At 45.0% G+C, this 17,336-nt stretch carries 14 protein-coding genes and 1 pseudogene; 11 read left to right on the top strand and 4 right to left on the bottom strand.

Features of this window, described 5'->3' with window-relative positions:
- Nucleotides 1-151: 151 nt before the first annotated feature.
- The 4 genes and pseudogenes from tpiA to AC1EKL_RS07290 all read left to right on the top strand — a co-directional run bounded on the left by tpiA (nucleotide 152) and on the right by AC1EKL_RS07290 (nucleotide 4,199).
- Entirely contained in the window at nucleotides 152-916 is a 765-nt protein-coding gene (gene tpiA, locus AC1EKL_RS07305; protein WP_480189363.1) for a triose-phosphate isomerase, read from the top strand.
- A gap of 66 nt (nucleotides 917-982) precedes the next feature.
- Nucleotides 983-1,657, top strand: a pseudogene (locus AC1EKL_RS07300) (YoaK family protein).
- Nucleotides 1,658-1,748: 91 nt separating this feature from the next.
- Nucleotides 1,749-3,044 carry a GntP family permease gene (locus tag AC1EKL_RS07295; protein WP_480190045.1) on the top strand — a complete coding sequence of 432 codons (1,296 nt, stop codon included), beginning with the start codon at nucleotides 1,749-1,751 and terminating at the stop codon, nucleotides 3,042-3,044.
- A gap of 12 nt (nucleotides 3,045-3,056) precedes the next feature.
- Nucleotides 3,057-4,199, top strand: coding sequence for a glycerate kinase (locus AC1EKL_RS07290; protein WP_480189361.1), 1,143 nt, complete (start codon nucleotides 3,057-3,059; stop codon nucleotides 4,197-4,199).
- 38 nt (nucleotides 4,200-4,237) lie between these two features.
- Here the strand turns inward: AC1EKL_RS07290 and AC1EKL_RS07285 are convergent, their stop codons facing one another.
- On the bottom strand, nucleotides 4,238-5,278 hold the full coding sequence (locus tag AC1EKL_RS07285; RefSeq protein ID WP_480189360.1) for an aldose epimerase family protein: 1,041 nt from the start codon (nucleotides 5,276-5,278) through the stop codon (nucleotides 4,238-4,240).
- A 199-nt stretch (nucleotides 5,279-5,477) separates the two neighbouring features.
- Here AC1EKL_RS07285 and AC1EKL_RS07280 point away from each other — a divergent pair, with 199 nt between their 5' ends.
- The 6 genes from AC1EKL_RS07280 (at nucleotide 5,478) to AC1EKL_RS07255 (ending at nucleotide 11,967) form a co-directional block, all read left to right on the top strand.
- Entirely contained in the window at nucleotides 5,478-6,029 is a 552-nt protein-coding gene (locus AC1EKL_RS07280) for a TetR/AcrR family transcriptional regulator (protein ID WP_480189375.1), read from the top strand.
- Between the two features lie 13 nt (nucleotides 6,030-6,042).
- The gene (locus AC1EKL_RS07275) at nucleotides 6,043-8,637 is read left to right on the top strand and encodes a YhgE/Pip family protein (protein ID WP_480189359.1); all 2,595 of its coding nucleotides are present in this window, start codon (nucleotides 6,043-6,045) and stop codon (nucleotides 8,635-8,637) included.
- 228 nt (nucleotides 8,638-8,865) lie between these two features.
- Nucleotides 8,866-9,120 carry a hypothetical protein gene (locus AC1EKL_RS07270; RefSeq protein WP_480189358.1) on the top strand — a complete coding sequence of 85 codons (255 nt, stop codon included), beginning with the start codon at nucleotides 8,866-8,868 and terminating at the stop codon, nucleotides 9,118-9,120.
- Complete coding sequence (locus AC1EKL_RS07265; RefSeq protein WP_480189357.1) at nucleotides 9,050-9,700, top strand: ABC transporter substrate-binding protein; 651 nt, start codon at nucleotides 9,050-9,052, stop codon at nucleotides 9,698-9,700. Before AC1EKL_RS07270 ends, AC1EKL_RS07265 begins: the two co-directional genes overlap by 71 nt.
- A 13-nt stretch (nucleotides 9,701-9,713) precedes the next feature.
- Nucleotides 9,714-10,865 carry an ArgE/DapE family deacylase gene (locus AC1EKL_RS07260; RefSeq protein WP_480190262.1) on the top strand — a complete coding sequence of 384 codons (1,152 nt, stop codon included), beginning with the start codon at nucleotides 9,714-9,716 and terminating at the stop codon, nucleotides 10,863-10,865.
- A gap of 109 nt (nucleotides 10,866-10,974) precedes the next feature.
- On the top strand, nucleotides 10,975-11,967 hold the full coding sequence (locus AC1EKL_RS07255; protein WP_480189355.1) for a D-2-hydroxyacid dehydrogenase: 993 nt from the start codon (nucleotides 10,975-10,977) through the stop codon (nucleotides 11,965-11,967).
- Between the two features lie 184 nt (nucleotides 11,968-12,151).
- On the opposite strand, the gene hflX is transcribed toward AC1EKL_RS07255, so the two are convergent.
- The 3 genes from hflX to AC1EKL_RS07240 are packed head-to-tail and all read right to left on the bottom strand — an operon-like array spanning nucleotide 12,152 to nucleotide 14,819.
- Nucleotides 12,152-13,429 (bottom strand): GTPase HflX, encoded by a 1,278-nt coding sequence (gene hflX, locus AC1EKL_RS07250; protein WP_480189354.1) that lies wholly within the window; start codon nucleotides 13,427-13,429, stop codon nucleotides 12,152-12,154.
- 19 nt (nucleotides 13,430-13,448) lie between these two features.
- Complete coding sequence (locus AC1EKL_RS07245) at nucleotides 13,449-14,105, bottom strand: histidine phosphatase family protein (protein WP_480189353.1); 657 nt, start codon at nucleotides 14,103-14,105, stop codon at nucleotides 13,449-13,451.
- A 57-nt stretch (nucleotides 14,106-14,162) separates the two neighbouring features.
- On the bottom strand, nucleotides 14,163-14,819 hold the full coding sequence (locus AC1EKL_RS07240) for a VTT domain-containing protein (RefSeq protein WP_480189352.1): 657 nt from the start codon (nucleotides 14,817-14,819) through the stop codon (nucleotides 14,163-14,165).
- A gap of 165 nt (nucleotides 14,820-14,984) precedes the next feature.
- Here AC1EKL_RS07240 and helD point away from each other — a divergent pair, with 165 nt between their 5' ends.
- Nucleotides 14,985-17,288: an RNA polymerase recycling motor HelD gene (helD, locus tag AC1EKL_RS07235; RefSeq protein WP_480189351.1), complete on the top strand. Its 2,304-nt coding sequence runs from the start codon at nucleotides 14,985-14,987 to the stop codon at nucleotides 17,286-17,288.
- Nucleotides 17,289-17,336 lie beyond the last annotated feature (48 nt).

Raw genomic sequence — 17,336 nt, 5'->3', positions numbered from 1 at the left:
ACTAGTTCTGGTCGAAATAATCGGCAAAGACACCTCTCACATGCTGTCGGAGGTGTCTTTGTTATATGGTCAAAGCAAATTAGTTTCGTTTATGAACGGGAAAGAGTAAAATGTAACCAACATTGCGCACGAAAATAGCGGAGGAAGAAGCATGCGAAAACCATTTATCGTTGCCAACTGGAAGATGCACAAGACGGTTCAGGAGTCGGTTGACTTCGTCAAAGCAATTAAGGATCACCTGCCAGACCCAGATAAGGTTGAAGTTGGGATTGCTGGGCAGGCTTTTGCACTATATAGTATGCACGAAGCGGCAGCTAAGTCTGGTTTACGGATTATTGCACAAAATGCTGCCCCACAGTTGTCAGGCCCCTTTACGGGCGAGATTAGTATGCGCGGGCTCAGTCAAGCAGGCGTTAGCCATGTGATGCTGGGCCATATTGAGCGCCGCCGTCTCTTTAACGAAACTAACGAGGCGGTGCACCAAAAAGTGGAAACAGCGATTATGACTGGGCTGACGCCCATCATTTGTACGGATGAGACAATGGTGCAGCGGGAGATGAATGGTGAAATTCACTACGTCCTTAAACAACTGCAAAGTGTCTTGCATGGGGTTTCACTAGACCAAATTCGGGATATTATCATTTCCTATGAACCAAGTTGGGCAGTCGGGGTTGGCCAGCGGGCGAATACCGCACTGGCGGAAGAAGGGTGTCGCCAGATTCGGCGGATGATCGCAGATATTTACACCTATGAAATTGCGGATAAAATCCGGATTTTATATGGTGGGAGTGTCAACCCGAAAAACATTCAAGAAATTATGTCAAAACCGGATATTGACGGTGTTTTGATTGGGCGGGCAAGCCTTGATGTCGACAATTTCTTAGCAATGGTGAACTATCAACAACAAACAAAATAAAAAATGGGGCGTGAATTCGGAGCCATTACCGGCAACGGACACGTCCTTTTTTGGGAGGAATTTGAAATGAATTGGAAACCATCAGAAGCACGTAGTCTCGCCGTGGCGTTGACCTTCAGCGGTGGTTTTGTGGACGCCTATACGTATATCCAGCGGGGCCATACTTTATCTGCTGGCCAGACTGGGAATGTGATCTTTTTTGCGTCTGCTTTGGCGGACCATAATGTTATGGGAATGCTGAACCGGCTAAGTACCTTTGTAGCCTTCTCCCTTGGTTTGGCCGTAGTCGGTTTTTTGCATGCCCGGCTAAAGACTCAATACTGGCGAGTTGTTTGTTTATTTCCCATCGTTTTAATTGGTGGCGTGATTGGCTTTCTGCCAAAATCCGTTCCAAACTACTACATTGTGCCGGCGATTGCATTTGGTTTAGCGATGCAAAATGCCTCATTTAGCAAAATTCAGGGCTTGGGTTACAGTGATGCGTTCACGACGGGTAATTTGAAAAAGTCGGTGGTAGCCTGGAGTGCCTACTTCTTCGGGGCGGATGACCAGCAGCATACCGCGGCAGTTAACTATATGTGACTGGTGTTAGCATTTGCGTTTGGTGCGATTTGTTCAGCATTATTGCAGCAATTATTGGGGCTTAGAACCATCTGGCTGGCGATTATTTTGTTAGGTGGCATTAACTTTAACTATGCACTACGATTACGCCGACAAAATGAATTACTGGAGAAACAGTAATTTAAAAGTTTGTAGTTGTATTCACAATCTATCGCTCCTATACTTAAATCTGTAATAAGTTTTTTGGCAATCATATAAAGGAGATGGAATTGTGGTTGTGACATGGTGGGGCGCCCTAATTGGGTTAGCCATTGCAATTATTCTAATTTTACGGAAAGTCGATGCCGTTTATTCACTATTTATTGGTGCGATTTTAGGATCACTCATCGGTGGTGCTAATCTCATGCAGACCGTTAATATTTTAGTAAAAGGATCACAAAGTGTGATGGGAACGGTGGTTCGAGTCTTAGCCGCAGGAGTTTTAGCTGGGGTCATGATGGACTCGGGAGCCGCGAATACCATTGCGCGAACGATTGTTGACCGGCTAGGTGACCGGATGGCAATTTTAGCTTTGGCTCTTGCCACGATGGTCATTACGGCGGTCGGGGTGTTTATCCCAGTCGCTGTGCTGATTGTGGCGCCAATTGCGTTGGAAGTTGGTGAACGAAGTCATATTTCTAAATTGGCGTTGTTAGTAGCCCTATCTGGTGGTGGCAAGGCCGGGAATATTATTTCGCCAAACGCCAACACCATTGCTGCTGCCAAAGGATTTGGCTTGAACTTGAGTCAAGTCATGATCGCGGACTTTATTCCAGCAGTCATTGCGTTAATTGTTACAGTTATTGTGGCCTCCCTAATCAAGCATAAGGGGGTGGCCGTAGTTAAAGAAGACTTAGCTGATAATCCCAAGATTGAGCAAAGCGATTTACCATCGCTGAAGTCCTCTTTAGTAACACCAATCATTGCGGTAATTCTGTTACTAATTAATCCATTAGGTCAGATTTTCCATGTTCAGTGGATGAGCACGATTGATTTAGATGCCACCTATGTCCTACCATTTGCGGCGATTATTGGTGCATTAGCGATGCATAAGGGCCGCTTCTTACGTTCCTATGCCCAGACGGGGATGGTCAAAATGACTCCTGTCGTAATGATCTTAATCGGTGCCGGAGCCATTGGGGCCACCATTACCCAGTCAAGCTTGCCGCAATTGCTCATTTCGTCAATTAAGGTCAGTCACATTTCAGGGGTCTTCTTAGCACCATTATCCGGGATCCTGATGGCCGGGGCTGCAGCTTCCACTTCAACCGGTGTTATTTTGGCGACAGGATCATTCTCCAAGGCGATCTTGGGCTTTGGGGTGCAACCACTGGCAGCGGCCGCGATGGTGCACACTGGAGCGATTGTGATCGACCAATTACCACAAGGAAATTACTTCCATGTCACTGCTAATGCCATGAATATGGACATTAAGCAGCGTTCTCAAGGAATTTTATATGAAGCAATCTGTGGTGGTTCAGCTTGTCTGACGGCCACCATCCTGTACGGTTTCCTGCACTTAATTTAGGAGGTTACGACAATGAAAATTGTGATTGCACCAGATTCGTTTAAGGGTTCTTTGACTGCCAAACAAGTTGCGGAAGCCATTAAGACCGGCCTGCAACGGGTGTTGCCCAATGCTGATTATGAAATGGTGCCCATGGCCGATGGTGGTGAAGGGACGGTTCAATCGTTAGTTGACGCTACGGGCGGCCATTTAGTGACTCGCCAAGTGCATAATCCCCTTAATCAAATCAGTGACGCCTATTACGGAATTTTGGGTGATGGTAAAACAGCGGTCATCGAGATGGCCCAAGCCAGCGGGATTCAGTACGTTAATGATGAAACTCATAACCCGCTCATCACGACAACCTATGGGACCGGGGAATTAATTTTAGATGCCCTCGACCATGGGGTGCAGAAGATTATTATGGGCATTGGCGGTTCCGCAACCAATGATGGTGGTGCCGGGATGGCCCAAGCGCTCGGCGCCAAACTTTTAGACAATGACGGACAAGAATTAGGCTTTGGGGGCGGTGCCCTTGACCAATTGGCGCAGATTGATTTAAGTGGTCTAGATCCGCGGGTCCAAAAAACACAGTTATTAATTGCGTCTGACGTCACCAATCCACTGACGGGACCGGATGGTGCATCGGCAGTCTTTGGTCCGCAAAAGGGTGCTACTCCAGAAATGGTCAAGCAGCTTGACCGAAATCTCCACCACTATGCAGAAGTGATCAAACGTGATTTGCACCAAGACTTGGAAAAGCGTCCTGGTGCTGGTGCAGCTGGTGGCTTGGGTACTGGCTTGATGGCCTTTACTAATTCTGAAATGGCCAAGGGAATTGATCTGGTGATTGAATTTACCCACCTGAAAGAACGGGCGCAAAACGCTGATTTAGTCTTTACTGGTGAAGGCGGAATTGATTTTCAAACTAAATTTGGCAAGACCCCATACGGGGTGGCGATGGCAACGAAAGCGGTCGCTCCGCACTCTTCAGTAATTGTGTTAGCTGGAAATATTGGCAAAGGGATTGAAAGTCTCTACGGTCGTGATGCGATGGATGCTATCTTTGCCACTCCGGAGGGGGCCAAGCCACTAGACCAAGCGATTGCTGATGGCCCGCATGATATTGCGGAAACGGCGGAAAACATTGCACGGTTAATTAAAAAGATTGATTAAATAAAAGGCTCACGATTTTTCGTGAGCCTTTTATTTAGTTAAAACTTAATGGTGTAACGAATCTGGTGGTGTACCGGTGCCAATGGCCGTAGGGTAATGTCGCCAAATTCTGGATGATGGGGAGCATCTGGTAATGCTTGTGCTTCTAGCGCCAACGCCGCCCAGGATTTACCCGGTCGGTTTAACTTGACGGATGCGGGGAGCCCATTAGCAGAGAAAATGACGAGGGCGTTACGGTCAGAGTACATTTGCAACTCTCGTCCAGATTGCGGATCCCTCAATTTAGCAATTGGTTCTTGGGCGAAGGTCGTGCTGGGCCTGACCACAAAGAAATCATCAAAACCTTTTTCAGGGGTCTTTAACATTTCGTTTAATGCGTGACCAAGCACTTGGCCATCTTGAAAGTCGTAAGCGGACCCGAGGTTTTCCACGAGGGCCCCCGTTGGGATCTTCTCACCATTAACGGCGAGGTGGTACCGTGAATTAATGGTTAACTCTTGGCCTTCAATCGTATCAACGTCCGCATCTGCTAAGTTCCAGTAGGCGTGGTTGGTTGGATTGAAGAGGGTTGGCGCATCACTTTCACCGAACATATCAATCGTGACACTATCATCATCGTGCAGGGTGTAGACGATGTGCACGTCGGTATTGGCCGGCATACCATCATCTTCAGGACTGTAATGATTACTTAAGATAATTTGACCAGCAGTTGCTGAAGTGGCAGTTTGAACGTGCCAAAAATGGTTTTGCCAACCTTGATCACCACTGTGGATTGAGTTGGCACCTTCGTTGGCTTGCAACTGGTATTCGTGATCATCAATTTGAAAACTGGCCTTACCAATCCGGTTAGCGACCGGGCCGATTAATTGACAAATGCTATATCCGGCATCAAGGTAATCTTCCATCGAATTCGCCGCGAGCAGTAAATTCAATTGACCCTGGTCAGTAGGGATGGAGTATTCTTGCCAAATTCCTCCAAAATTCAGGACACTCATTTTCACGCCGTGATCATTGGTAACGGTGTATTTTGTAACTTCATGTTGATTTGCTTTACCAAAAGCAGTTTGTGTGATTTTCATGCGGTATGCCTCCTTATGCAAACGCTTGCATCAACATTCTACCATAACCAGTATCACTTGGATAAATAATTTAAAAGAAACAAAAATAATAATATGTTCATTTAAAAGATAGGTGTGTTAATATGACTGTGTCGTCTTAATTAGGAACTAATTATAATATCTCTTTGAAAACTAGATAGGGAGGTAAAAAAGGTTGAAAATGAACCGGACCGTGCGGGATTTTCAGAACGCTTTAGAAGCGTTGCTGAGAACCAAACCGTTTGAAAAAATTACCGTGGATCAGATTTGTAATGAAGCCTTGCTTCACCGCAGTAGTTTTTATCGGTATTTTCACGATAAGTATGACTTATTGGAACAGTTGATTAATAATCGGTTGCATCAATTAATGACAGCGGCCCCCGACGAGGGAAGTTTTATCGAGGCAGCAGTTAATTACCTGAATGATAATAAGAATATTTTTCGTCACTTGGCAGCGGATAATGCAAACAGTACGTTATATGCTGAAATGTTACGGATTATCAGTGAAGTGCTGATGAAGCAAAGCGCCGATCACGCTAATCAGGGGGAAGTGATCAAGGCGATTCGGCGGTCGGATAATCCAGAACTTCAGGCCTGCGCATTTGGCGGCGCAATCATGGGTGCCCTTTATTGGTGGCAATCCAATAATTACGATGTTCCAGTAGCTGAAGTGGTTGATTTTATCAAGCAATCTGTTTTACCATTCTCTACTGTATCTACTACAAACGCATAATGGAGGGAGAAAGATGTGGGAAATGATTAAAGCAGAATTTCGTCATATCCGGCGGAATCACCTGCTATTATTATCCTCAATTGTCATTTGCTTTATTCCATTTCTGTACAGTATCTTCTTCCTGAAGTCAGTATGGGATCCTTATGGTAGTACGCAGGATTTGCCTGTGGCTGTGGTTAATAAGGATGTTCCGGTTGATTATCAGGGCAAAGAAATGGCTGTTGGTAACCAGATGGTCAAGGAATTAAAGCATAACAAGCAGCTCGATTGGAAGTTTGTTTCGCCAAGTAAGGCGAAATACGGAATGTCACATCGGAAGTATTATACGGTGATCACAATTCCGGAAAACTTCTCCAAGAATGCTACAACGGTTTTAGATAAGAATCCAAAACCGATGAATTTAAAGTATCAGACCAATGATTCGCTGAACTACATTGGTTACGTTATGAGTCAGGTCGCAATGACCCGGTTAAATGAAAAGATTCGGGCGAACGTGACGAACGCATACGCGACGACAATGTTCAAAGAATTGAAGGTGCTGGGTAAAGGAATGACTCAGGCAGCCGACGAGGCGACCCAATTAGACAACGGTTTAGTAACCTTACAAAATGGGGTTAACCAATACGTTGCTGGAGTTTCCCAAGTTAATAATGGGGTGCAAACCTTACGAATGGGAGTAGCTCCACTTGCTGCTGGTGCTCAACAATTAGCTAGCGGCAGTACCACCCTTGCCAACGGAATTGCTCAATACACCGGCGGGGTTGGTCAATTAGCTACGGGGTTAAACACTTTAATGGCTAATTCCGGTCAGCTGAATTCAGGTGCGGGTCAATTAAGTTCTGGCTTGAATACTTTACGGAATAATTCCGGTTCCCTACGCGCTGGTTCCAGTCAACTTTCGGCTGGTGCTAGTCAGTTGAACAACACCGTTAATAGTCAACTGGGGAATTTACCAGTGAATGACTTAATGGGTGCGATGGATAAGGCTCAAGCATTGCAACAAAGTATGACCCAATTGCAGACCGGCTTAACCCAAGCCAAGAGCGCCTTAGCTGGTGTTCAAGAAAGTGCTGGGAAACTAGAAACAGCTGCTGGGTCTCTGGGCGGAGTTAGTCAAGCTGGACAGCAATTAGGTAATGTTGCTAGAAGTGATGCCAATATTGCTGCACAATTAGGCAAACTTGCTCAATTAACGAGTGATAACTCAATTAAGGCGCAATTAGGTTCATTAGCACAAGATGCTGGTAATAATGCTAAGACTCTTCAAGGGGTCGGAACGGCACTGGGTGAATTGAACAGCCTTGGTTCAGCACTTCAAGGAATGCAAGGTCAGCTCAAGAATTTATCATCAATGAATGATTTATTGAACAATGCTGATACCACCATTAGCCAAGCAAATGGTTTGCTAAATACGTTGAATGGCTACAAGCCAATGCTTTCTCAAATGCCAGATACGTTGAAGCAACTTCAAGGCGCAACAAGTCAAATTGCTGCTGGTGCTAACACCTTAAATGGTGGCGTGCAACAATACACTAATGGTGTTGACACTGCCGCTGCTGGTTCAAGTACCTTAGCCAGTGGAGTTAGTCAATACACTGATGGAGTTGCCCAAGCAGGCGCTGGTGCCGGTCAATTAACTGCCAACTCTGGTCAGCTGAATTCAGGTGCTGGTCAACTTGCGAGCGCCCTTGGCCAATTAAATGCCCAAGTACCAACGCTGGTTGGCGGGGTTAACCAATTAGCAGCCGGAACTCAAAAGCTGGTTGACAATTCACCAGCCTTAACCCAAGGGATTACGAAGCTGAACGCCGGTGCCGGTCAGTTGGCTTCTGCTCTTGGTAAGGGTGCCAAGACGGTTAACGGCATTAAGCCAACCAAGAAGACGGCGAAGATGTTTGCTGAACCAACCCGGGTTAAGCACAAGAGTTACAGCTACGTACCAAACTATGGTCACGCTTTAGCACCATATGTACTCTCAGTTGCCCTTTACGTTGGTGCCTTGATCTTTAACTTTGTTTACCCAATTCGGCGGGTGGCAATTCAAGGTCGTTCGCCATTAGCATGGTGGGCAAGTAAGGTAGTTCTCGGGAGCCTCATTATTACCTTGATGGCAATTGCCGAAGGTGGCATTATGATGGCCCTTGGTTTAACGGTGATCCACGTTCCATCATTCTTCGGTACTCTGATCCTGTTTGGGTTAGCTTCGATGGCCGTTGTCATGTTCTTGTCAATGACCTTCGACAATCCGGGCCGGTTTATCGCCATGGTTCTGTTGATGCTCCAACTTGGTGGTTCTGGTGGGACTTTCCCAATGGAAGTCACAATGAAGTTCTACAATGTCATTCACTTCGCATTGCCGATGACCTACTCAATCCTCGGTTTGCGTGATGGCATTAGCGGTGGTCTTGGTGAACACTACGTTGCGTTCTGTAACAGTGTCCTCTTAGGCATTGCCATCGTCTTCTTCTTGCTGTTGTTAGTTGCCATGATTTGGCTGCAACATCACCACTTTGCTGGTAAGTCTGAATTGGATCATAATCAAGAATTACTTGGTGAAGAAAAAGATGATGACGGAATGCACTTGCAAGACCGTGATCAAACAATTTAAATGCAATAAGGATTCGATGATTATCATCGAATCCTTATTTTTATACATGAAATTAAAATAAATTTGAATAAATTTCAAAAAACACTTGATTTTATTCAGATCGCTAGTTATTATATACACATAATTTGAATAGAAATACGAAAACGGGGGATAAAATGATGCTACGACGTATAATTATGAAAATTGAGTTGATAAACATGTAGGAATAATTGCTGGAGGAAGAGAAAAATGAAATTTAAACATTTAAAAAAGTCGGTTTTAGCTGCATTGACCATTATGATTGGGTTGAGTACCGTGTTAGCAGGTTGTGGTGCCAAGCAAGACAATAGTGTGCAATCCATTAAAAATAAAAAGGAACTGGTTGTTGGGACATCTGCTGATTTTGCACCATATGATTTTCAAATTATGAAGAATGGTAAGCAACAGATTGTCGGTTATGACGTTTTGCTGGCCCATGAAATTGCAAAGGACATGGGGGGTTAAAAAGGTCAAATTCGTTAATATGGCATTCCCATCACTAATTAACGAGTTGCAAAATAAGAAAGTGGATATCGCTATGGCAGGAATGGCTTATACACCACAGCGTGCCAAGGTAGTGTCCTTCTCCGAAAGTTACCACGATGGTGGTCAGGTTCTGCTGGTTTCACCAAAAAATAAGGATAAATATGCCAATATTGCCGCTTTAAAGGGTGCAACACTGGGGGCACAACAATCTTCTGAACAAGAAAAGATTGGTAAGAAATTGAAAGGTGTTAAGCTGGTCACCGAAAGTTCTAACAATACCTTAACTCAAGAGTTACAAAATGGTTCGATTGATGGCCTAATCACGGGTGAAGATACTGCGGAAGCTTACGCTAAGGAGCACCCAGACAAGTATGCGGTTGCTAATAACATTAGCTTCAAATACAACAAGAAGGAATCGGCAACCCGGGTTGCAGTTCGGAAGGATGATAAAGCACTTCTCAAAAAGATTAACGCTACCATCAGCAAGGACAAGAAGAATGGTACATTGGACAAACTTTACAAGCAAGCGCAAGATATTCAAGTAGCGAATAATAAGTAAAGAGGGATTAATCATGACGAAGGAAGAACAATTAACGGTTTTAAAGAAGATTATTAGTATTCAAACGGTGAACGAAAATGAAGCCGAACTGGCTAACTATATTGCCAGTCTTTTCCAACCGTACGTGGGCGCGGGGGTTAAGATTGAAAAAGTTAATTATGCTCCTGGTCGTGATAATCTGGTCGTTACCATTGGTAATGGTGGCAAAGTGCTTGGCTATTCAGGACACATGGATGTGGTCGCACCAGGTGACTTAGCGGCGTGGGATACGGATCCTTTTGAACCGGTGGTTAAAGATGATAAGCTGTATGGCCGGGGCGCTTGTGATATGAAGAGCGGGTTAGCTGCACTGGTGGTTGCCCTGCTCGAAATGTTAGAAAAGGGTCAACAACCTGCTGGAACCATTAAGCTGCTCGCAACGGTTGGTGAAGAAACGGGGAACTATGGTGCTGCTCAGTTAACTAAGTTGGGATATGCGGATGATCTGGATGGCTTGGTAATTGCGGAGCCCCAGGATGATTTACAAGCCATTACCTACACTTGCAAGGGGGTTATTGATTACCATGTAACCTCCGTTGGTAAGGCTGCGCACAGTTCCCGGCCAGAAATGGGGATTAACGCCATTGATAATTTGCTTGAATTTGTCCAACAGGCGAAGGCAGCGTTGGCCGAGTTCGATCATTCAGATCCAGCGTTAGGTAAGTTAACGCACGTGATCTCTTTGATCAATGGTGGTGAACAAATTAATAGTGTGCCGTCAGCAGCTACGCTTGGTGGCAACGTGCGGACAATTCCGGAATACCCAAACCAAATTGTTTATGATGAATTAGAAAAGATTATCGACCAGCTTAACCAGCAGCCGGGCTTTGATCTGAAGATTAAGTACACTTTCCCGGAAGAACCAATGGGTGGTGATCCTGAGTCACCATTAATTAAGCTAGCTCAGGCGGTGGCTAAAAAGTCATTGGGAATTACCCCACAGCCAATCGCAAGTACGGGGGCCAATGATGGACAAGAATTTACGCAGGCCAAGAAGGATTTCACCAGTATCATCATTGGACCCGGCAGTAATATGTCGCACATGCCGAATGAATACGTTAATTTATCAGCGTATTATAATGCAATTCAATATTATCAAGATTTTGCCCAATCATTCTTTGCTTAAAACTTCGTTAAGTGAACTGGTTTCTCGTAACTGGTTCACTTTTTTGTTTTCGAAATCGTGGTATACTAGACACTGTAGAGTTTGTATTTTTCTGAAAGGGGAAACATTCATGAAAATCATTATGTATGGCACGAAGCCAATTGAAAAATCATATGTTGAAGCATGGGAAAAGAAGACTGACCACACCGTTAAGATGGTGGCAGACCTGCTCAACGATGATACGGTAGACATGGCGCAGGGCTTTGATGGGGTAGTAACTCAGCAAACCCAATCACTAGGTAGCAGCGATGTCTACAAGAAACTGGCCAGCTTTGGCATTAAGCAGGTTGGTTTGCGGACTGCTGGTTATGACATGGTGGACTTAGATGCCGCCAACGCCAACGGCATCACCATTACCCGGGTATCAATTTATTCACCACGGGCGATTGCCGAAATGGGTGTGACCCAAGCAATGTACTTAAACCGGAAGATTGGTTTGTTTAACCAACGGATGACGGATGACCATGACTTCAGTTGGGCTCCCGACCTCGTTTCCAATGAAATCTTCAACTTGACGGTGGGAATTATTGGTTTAGGTCATATTGGAGGCGCAACTGCCCAAATTTATAAGGCCTTAGGTGCCAAGGTAATTGCTTATGACCCATTCTACGATCCAGAACAAGAAGCCTTTGTAGATTACACTGACTTAGACACGGTACTTCGTGAATCAGACATTATCAGTCTGCACACGCCATTGTTCCCAAGTACCAAGAACATTATCAACGCTGATTCATTGAATAAGATGAAGAAGACGGCGTACTTGATTAACATGGCGCGGGGTGGCTTGGTTGATACTCAGGCATTAATCAAGGCCTTACAAGATGGCGAAATTGCTGGTGCCGGCTTGGATACGTTGGCTGATGAAACCACCTACTTCGGTAAGAAGGTTAGCGCAGACCAAGTACCAGAAGACTACAAGACGTTGGCAGCAATGCCAAACGTAGTGGTTACACCACACGTGGCCTTCTTTACTAAGACGTCCGTTCGCAACATGGTTGAAATTGCGTTGAATGATACAGTCACGATTGTTAATGGTGGCAAGACCCGGAACGCAGTTCGTTAATAAAGATCCTTAAGTACAATAAGGGGGAGCGTGACAGAAGTCATTTATGACTTCGTTTTCACGCCCCCGCAAGCACAAATAGGCCTCCAGAGTTCGGCTTTGCCGAGCACTGGAGGCCATTTGTGTACTGCGCTGTTCGCTTTTTATTAAAGTAATCGGGTTTGTGTCACAGCCTCCCTTACTTTTATTCTACGACATACTGACTAAAACGTTGCAAGTCCCGTGGACTAATTTCAACCTGCAGTAATGTCCCATCATTTTGATAATCGGTATCAGTAATATTGGCGTGTTCATTAAGGTAGGAAACGACATGCCCGTCCGTGAATGGAATCAGTAATTTGGCATCTACGTAGTCATCGAAGAGGTGATCCTTGATTGTCTTAATGAAGAGGTCCAGTGATTTTTCATCCTTTGCCGAGATGACAAGGTGGTCATCACCCTCCATCGTTGGATATTCAAAATCGGTTTTATCAGCTTTATTAAAGACGTAAATCATTGGGATATTATCAATGCCAATTTGGTGAAGCGTTTTTTCCGTCGTTTTAATCATTTCGTCTCGGTGAGGATCGGAATAATCAATAATTTGGATTAGCAGGTCTGCCTTGGCAGCTTCAGTCAAAGTTGATTTGAAGGCTTCGGTTAAATGGGTCGGTAATTTGGAAACGAAGCCAACCGTATCGCTAAGGATGAACCGTTTTTGATCGGGAAGCGTTAACTGGCGCACACTGGTATCCAGCGTGGCAAAGAGCATATCCTTTTCGAAAACTTCCTTTTCCCGGGAAATACCGTACCGTTCAATCATCTTATTCATCAACGTGGATTTTCCAGCGTTAGTGTAGCCGACGAGGGCGGCGGTTGGGATGGCGCTCTTGTCGCGTAAAGCGCGCTTTGTGGCTTCGGATTTATTAATTTCTTTTAACTCGTGGCGGAGGTGGCTAATGTGTTTTTGAATGACCCGCCGGTCCATTTCAATTTGCGTTTCTCCGGCACCACGGTTGGCAAAGCCGGCACCACCACCGGTTTGCTGGTCTAAACGCTGGTTTGCTGCCGTGTGCAGACGGGGAAGTTGGTATTCCAATTGTGCAATTTGGACCTGAATCTTGGCCTCTTTAGTTTGGGCCCGCTTGGCAAAAATTTCCAAGATCAGTGCCGTTCGGTCAATGACCCGGACGCCCACTTCATCATTGAGATTGCTGAGTTGACTTGGTGAAAGTTCGTCATTGGTAATCACCGTGGTGGCTTCTTCAGCTGCCGCAATGTTTTTAATTTCGTCAATTTTACCGGAACCAAAGTAGGTGGCGGCATTTGGCCGATCGAGCACTTGGTCGATTCGGTCGACAACATCCATTTGATTAGCTTGAGCAAGTTCTTTCAATTCCGTCATGGAATAGTCATAGTCTTCTTGACCAGTATTTAAACCAGTCACGATCACTTTTTCGTCAGCTTGTATGGTGGTATCCATTGATGTGTATAGTCCCCCCTTACTTATCTGGAATTTGTAATTGATTATAAAAGTCAACGGTGGTTGAGTCGTTAGTTAAAGTTAGTTTGGTAATCGAACCATTCAGCGGTCCTTCAGAGTAATCGCCGTCACCAAACCGGTCAACGATTGCTGAAATAGTCATACCATGGGAAACAACCACGCTTACACTGCCATCTGGAAGGGCACGCAGGCGGTCGAATCCTTTATCAACGCGCGCCCAAAACTGCTGGTGATTTTCCGCATCATGGAAAGGATCACTTTCGGCAATCATGTTTTGCATCTTGGTTAATCCATACTTGGCAATGATTTCGCGAAAGTTGATAAACTTCTCAGGAGCACCAACCATGATCGCACTTTGGTCATCATCGGCGCCCTCAAAGTAGCCAAAAAACTCTTCACGAAAGGCTGGCTCTTGAATCGGTGCTTGAATTTTTTTCGTCGGATGATTTTTGAGAATGATGTTGGCGGTATCCACAGTTCGTTTGAGGTCACTGCTAAAGAGATAGTCAAAATCTAAATCCGCAAGAGCACGACCTGCTTGAGCTGCGTCGGTCCATCCTTTTTTAGTCAACGGGGTATCAGACCAACCTTGCATTCGGTGATACTTATTGAAAAACGTTTCGCCATGGCGAATAAAATAAACGGTATTTGCCATCGTGCTCCTCCTTTTGCAACCGTAGTATTATTAATATTTTAACATACTACAGGGGAGTTATTTGATCATATTCCGCTTTTTAATTACCCGTCGGCGCAGGAGTCGGTTAATGGTTAAGATCAATGCTGGTAACATTAGAATGATAATGAGCAGTAAGAGCAGCATTGAGAAGTGCTCCTTAACGAACGGAATGGTGCCAAGGTAATAGCCAGCGAGGGCTGCCAGCAAAACCCAGAGGAGGGTGCCGAGAAAATTACCCACCACGAAACGGGAGAATTTAAAACCAGCGGAGCCAGAAATGAGCGGGACAAAGGTCCGAATAAGCGGAACAAAACGACCGAAAATTACCGCCACGATGCCATGGCGTTCAAAGAAATCGTGAGCCATTTGCCAGTTAGGTCCCATGACCTTTTTACGTAGCCAGGGCCACTTGATGAGCCGTGTGCCAATCGTATAATTCACGATGTCACCGATAAAGGCTGCCGTAAAGAAGCCGGCAATCAGGACGCTGATTTTGATGGAATTGGTATTAAGGGCCGCCAGTGAGGAGGCAACGAAAATCAATGATTCACCGGGAAGCCATGGAAAGATGACCAGACCAGTTTCCATAAAGGTGATTAGAAACAAAATGAGGTAGCCCCACGCACCAGTCGCGTTAAAAATTGGGATGATTACTTCTGGAATGTGCGTTAAGCCATAGATTAATTGTTCCATCTGGGCGGCCTCCTTTAAACGGTAATACTAATTCAATTGTACCTTTCTTTTGTCAAGAAAGGTCAAAAGATGGCGAGCTTTATAACTTTTTTACGCTTTTCAGTCTGTCGTTGTTGACAAAATGATATAATAGATAAATTAAAAATACGTAAGGGAGCATGGATTGTGGCAGAACAAATTATTGAAAAAGAACAGGCCCATCTCGACCACGTGGTGGAAGAGATTAAAAAAGCTGAGCAAAAGGCTGCGAAAAACATTTCAACCGCTAAAAAGGATATTAATAACCTGAGCAAGCAGTTTGACACAATCCACATGAATACGACGACTTATTCGGGCATGATGGATACCGCAATGTCCGTGCGAGCACAGCAACAAATGTTGGATGAACGGGAGAACAGCTGGCAGCACGCCGCAGACCATTTGTCGACACTTCAACGTTTGGAAGCCAAACCGTACTTTGCACGAATTGATTTTCAAGAAAAAAAGGGTGGTCAGCCAGAAACAATTTACATTGGTTTAGCCTCATTCTCTGACCAACCAGACCACTTTTTGGTATATGATTGGCGGGCGCCGATCTCTTCAATCTACTATGATGGTGAACTTGGTGATGTGTCCTACGATACGCCGGATGGTCAAGAAACGGTCAATGTCCAACTTAAGCGGCAGTTTCAAATTGAAGATGGCACCATTGTGACCTTATACGATACGGACGAAGCGGTGACTGATCAAATGCTGCTCTCAGCATTAAGCAACCACTCCAGTACCAAGATGAAGAGTATTGTATCGACGATCCAAAAGGCCCAAAACGCGATTATCAGAAACACCAAGGATGACTTGCTCTTTGTTCAAGGGGCTGCAGGTTCTGGTAAGACAGCGGCCGTATTACAGCGGGTGGCATGGCTTTTGTACCGTTACCGGGGCAACTTATCAGCATCACAGGTGGTGCTATTTAGTCCTAACCAGCTTTTTAATGACTACATTGACCAAGTGTTGCCCGAACTGGGTGAACAAAACATGGTTCAGTTAACCTACTACCAATACGTGAACCGGCGAGTGCCACGCTTAAAGGTGGCGACTCTGAAGGAACGGTTTGAACAGAGTGATCAAGATTTAAACGATCGGGCAGTCCGTTTGCTTAGCAGTTTAGATTATTTCCACGCTGTCACCAATTATGCCAAACGCTTAGGTACTGATCAGCACTTACGTTTTCGTAATCTGATGTTTGGCAAGCAGGTATTTGTGCCAAAAGAAAAGATTAAGGAAATCTATTACTCCTTTAATCGTACTTACAAACTTGGCAATCGGTTAGATGGAACTAAGGAAGAATTGACCAAGTACCTCAACCGTCGGATTAGTTCTGAAATGCGTGCTAAATGGGTTGAAGAACAAATTCAAAGCATGAGCAAGGAAGAGCTGAATGCTTTATATGCACAACACCCCAAGGCGTTCGCTAATGATAACGAGGAATATCGCTTCTTATCCCGAATGATTGTTATCAATGCCTTTAAGCCGATTAAGCGAGCCATTGATCATAATCGGTGGTTAAATATTAATGCTCAGTATGTCCACCTTCTACGGGTAACACCGAAGATCATTAACCTTGCTAAATATAGGATTACTCCGGATGAATGGACACGTTACGTGGACCAACAAGTAGCAGCATTAAAGAACCGTCGGATTAGCGCAAATGGCATTTCCGTCTACCTATACTTGTATGACTTGCTGACTGGTAAGCGCGGGGAACGGGAAATTCGCTACGTTTTTGTTGATGAAGTTCAAGACTATGATGCTTTTCAATTGGCATACCTGAAGTTCTGTTTCCCGCGTGCCAAATTTACGTTGCTGGGGGATTTGAATCAGGCTATCTTTACCCATGAAAATAGTAAGACTTTGTTGAAGGAATTGGGAACGATGTTTGATCCAGAAAAGACAAAGGTTGTTCAATTGACGAAGTCTTACCGCTCAACGAAACAAATTACCGACTTTACCCGGGAAATATTATTAGATGGGGAAGCCATTGAAGCGTTTGAACGGCCTGGTGAATTACCGGAAGTGATCATTAGTAAGGATGAAACGGCAGCCGTACAGGACGTGATTACAAGCTTGCAACAGTACCAAAAAGAACACGATAAAATTGCGGTCATTGGGAAAACCTTATCAGACAGTGAACAAATTGCGACCGCTTTAAAGAAGCAGGGAATTGACAATACTCTGATCCGGACAGAGAACCAACGTCTGGTGGATGGCATCATTGTTGTCCCATCTTACTTGGCGAAAGGGTTGGAATTTGACGCGGTTGTTGTTTGGAACGCTAACGATCACAAGTATTCTTCGGACGATGAGCGGCAGTTGCTCTACACGATTGCTTCACGGGCAATGCACGCACTGGTGATTACAGCGGTTCATCAGCCGACCCACTTACTTGATCGAGTCACCCCATCCCTCTACACAATTCGTGACAATTCTTAAACTTTTGGCAAAGACCGTGAGAAGAGCGTTGCGGATCCGCTAGTTTAG

Source organism: Limosilactobacillus sp. C0001E2 (genome assembly GCF_056590915.1).
Note: the sequence above shows the minus strand (reverse complement) of the source record. Positions and strands in the feature narration are given on the sequence as shown.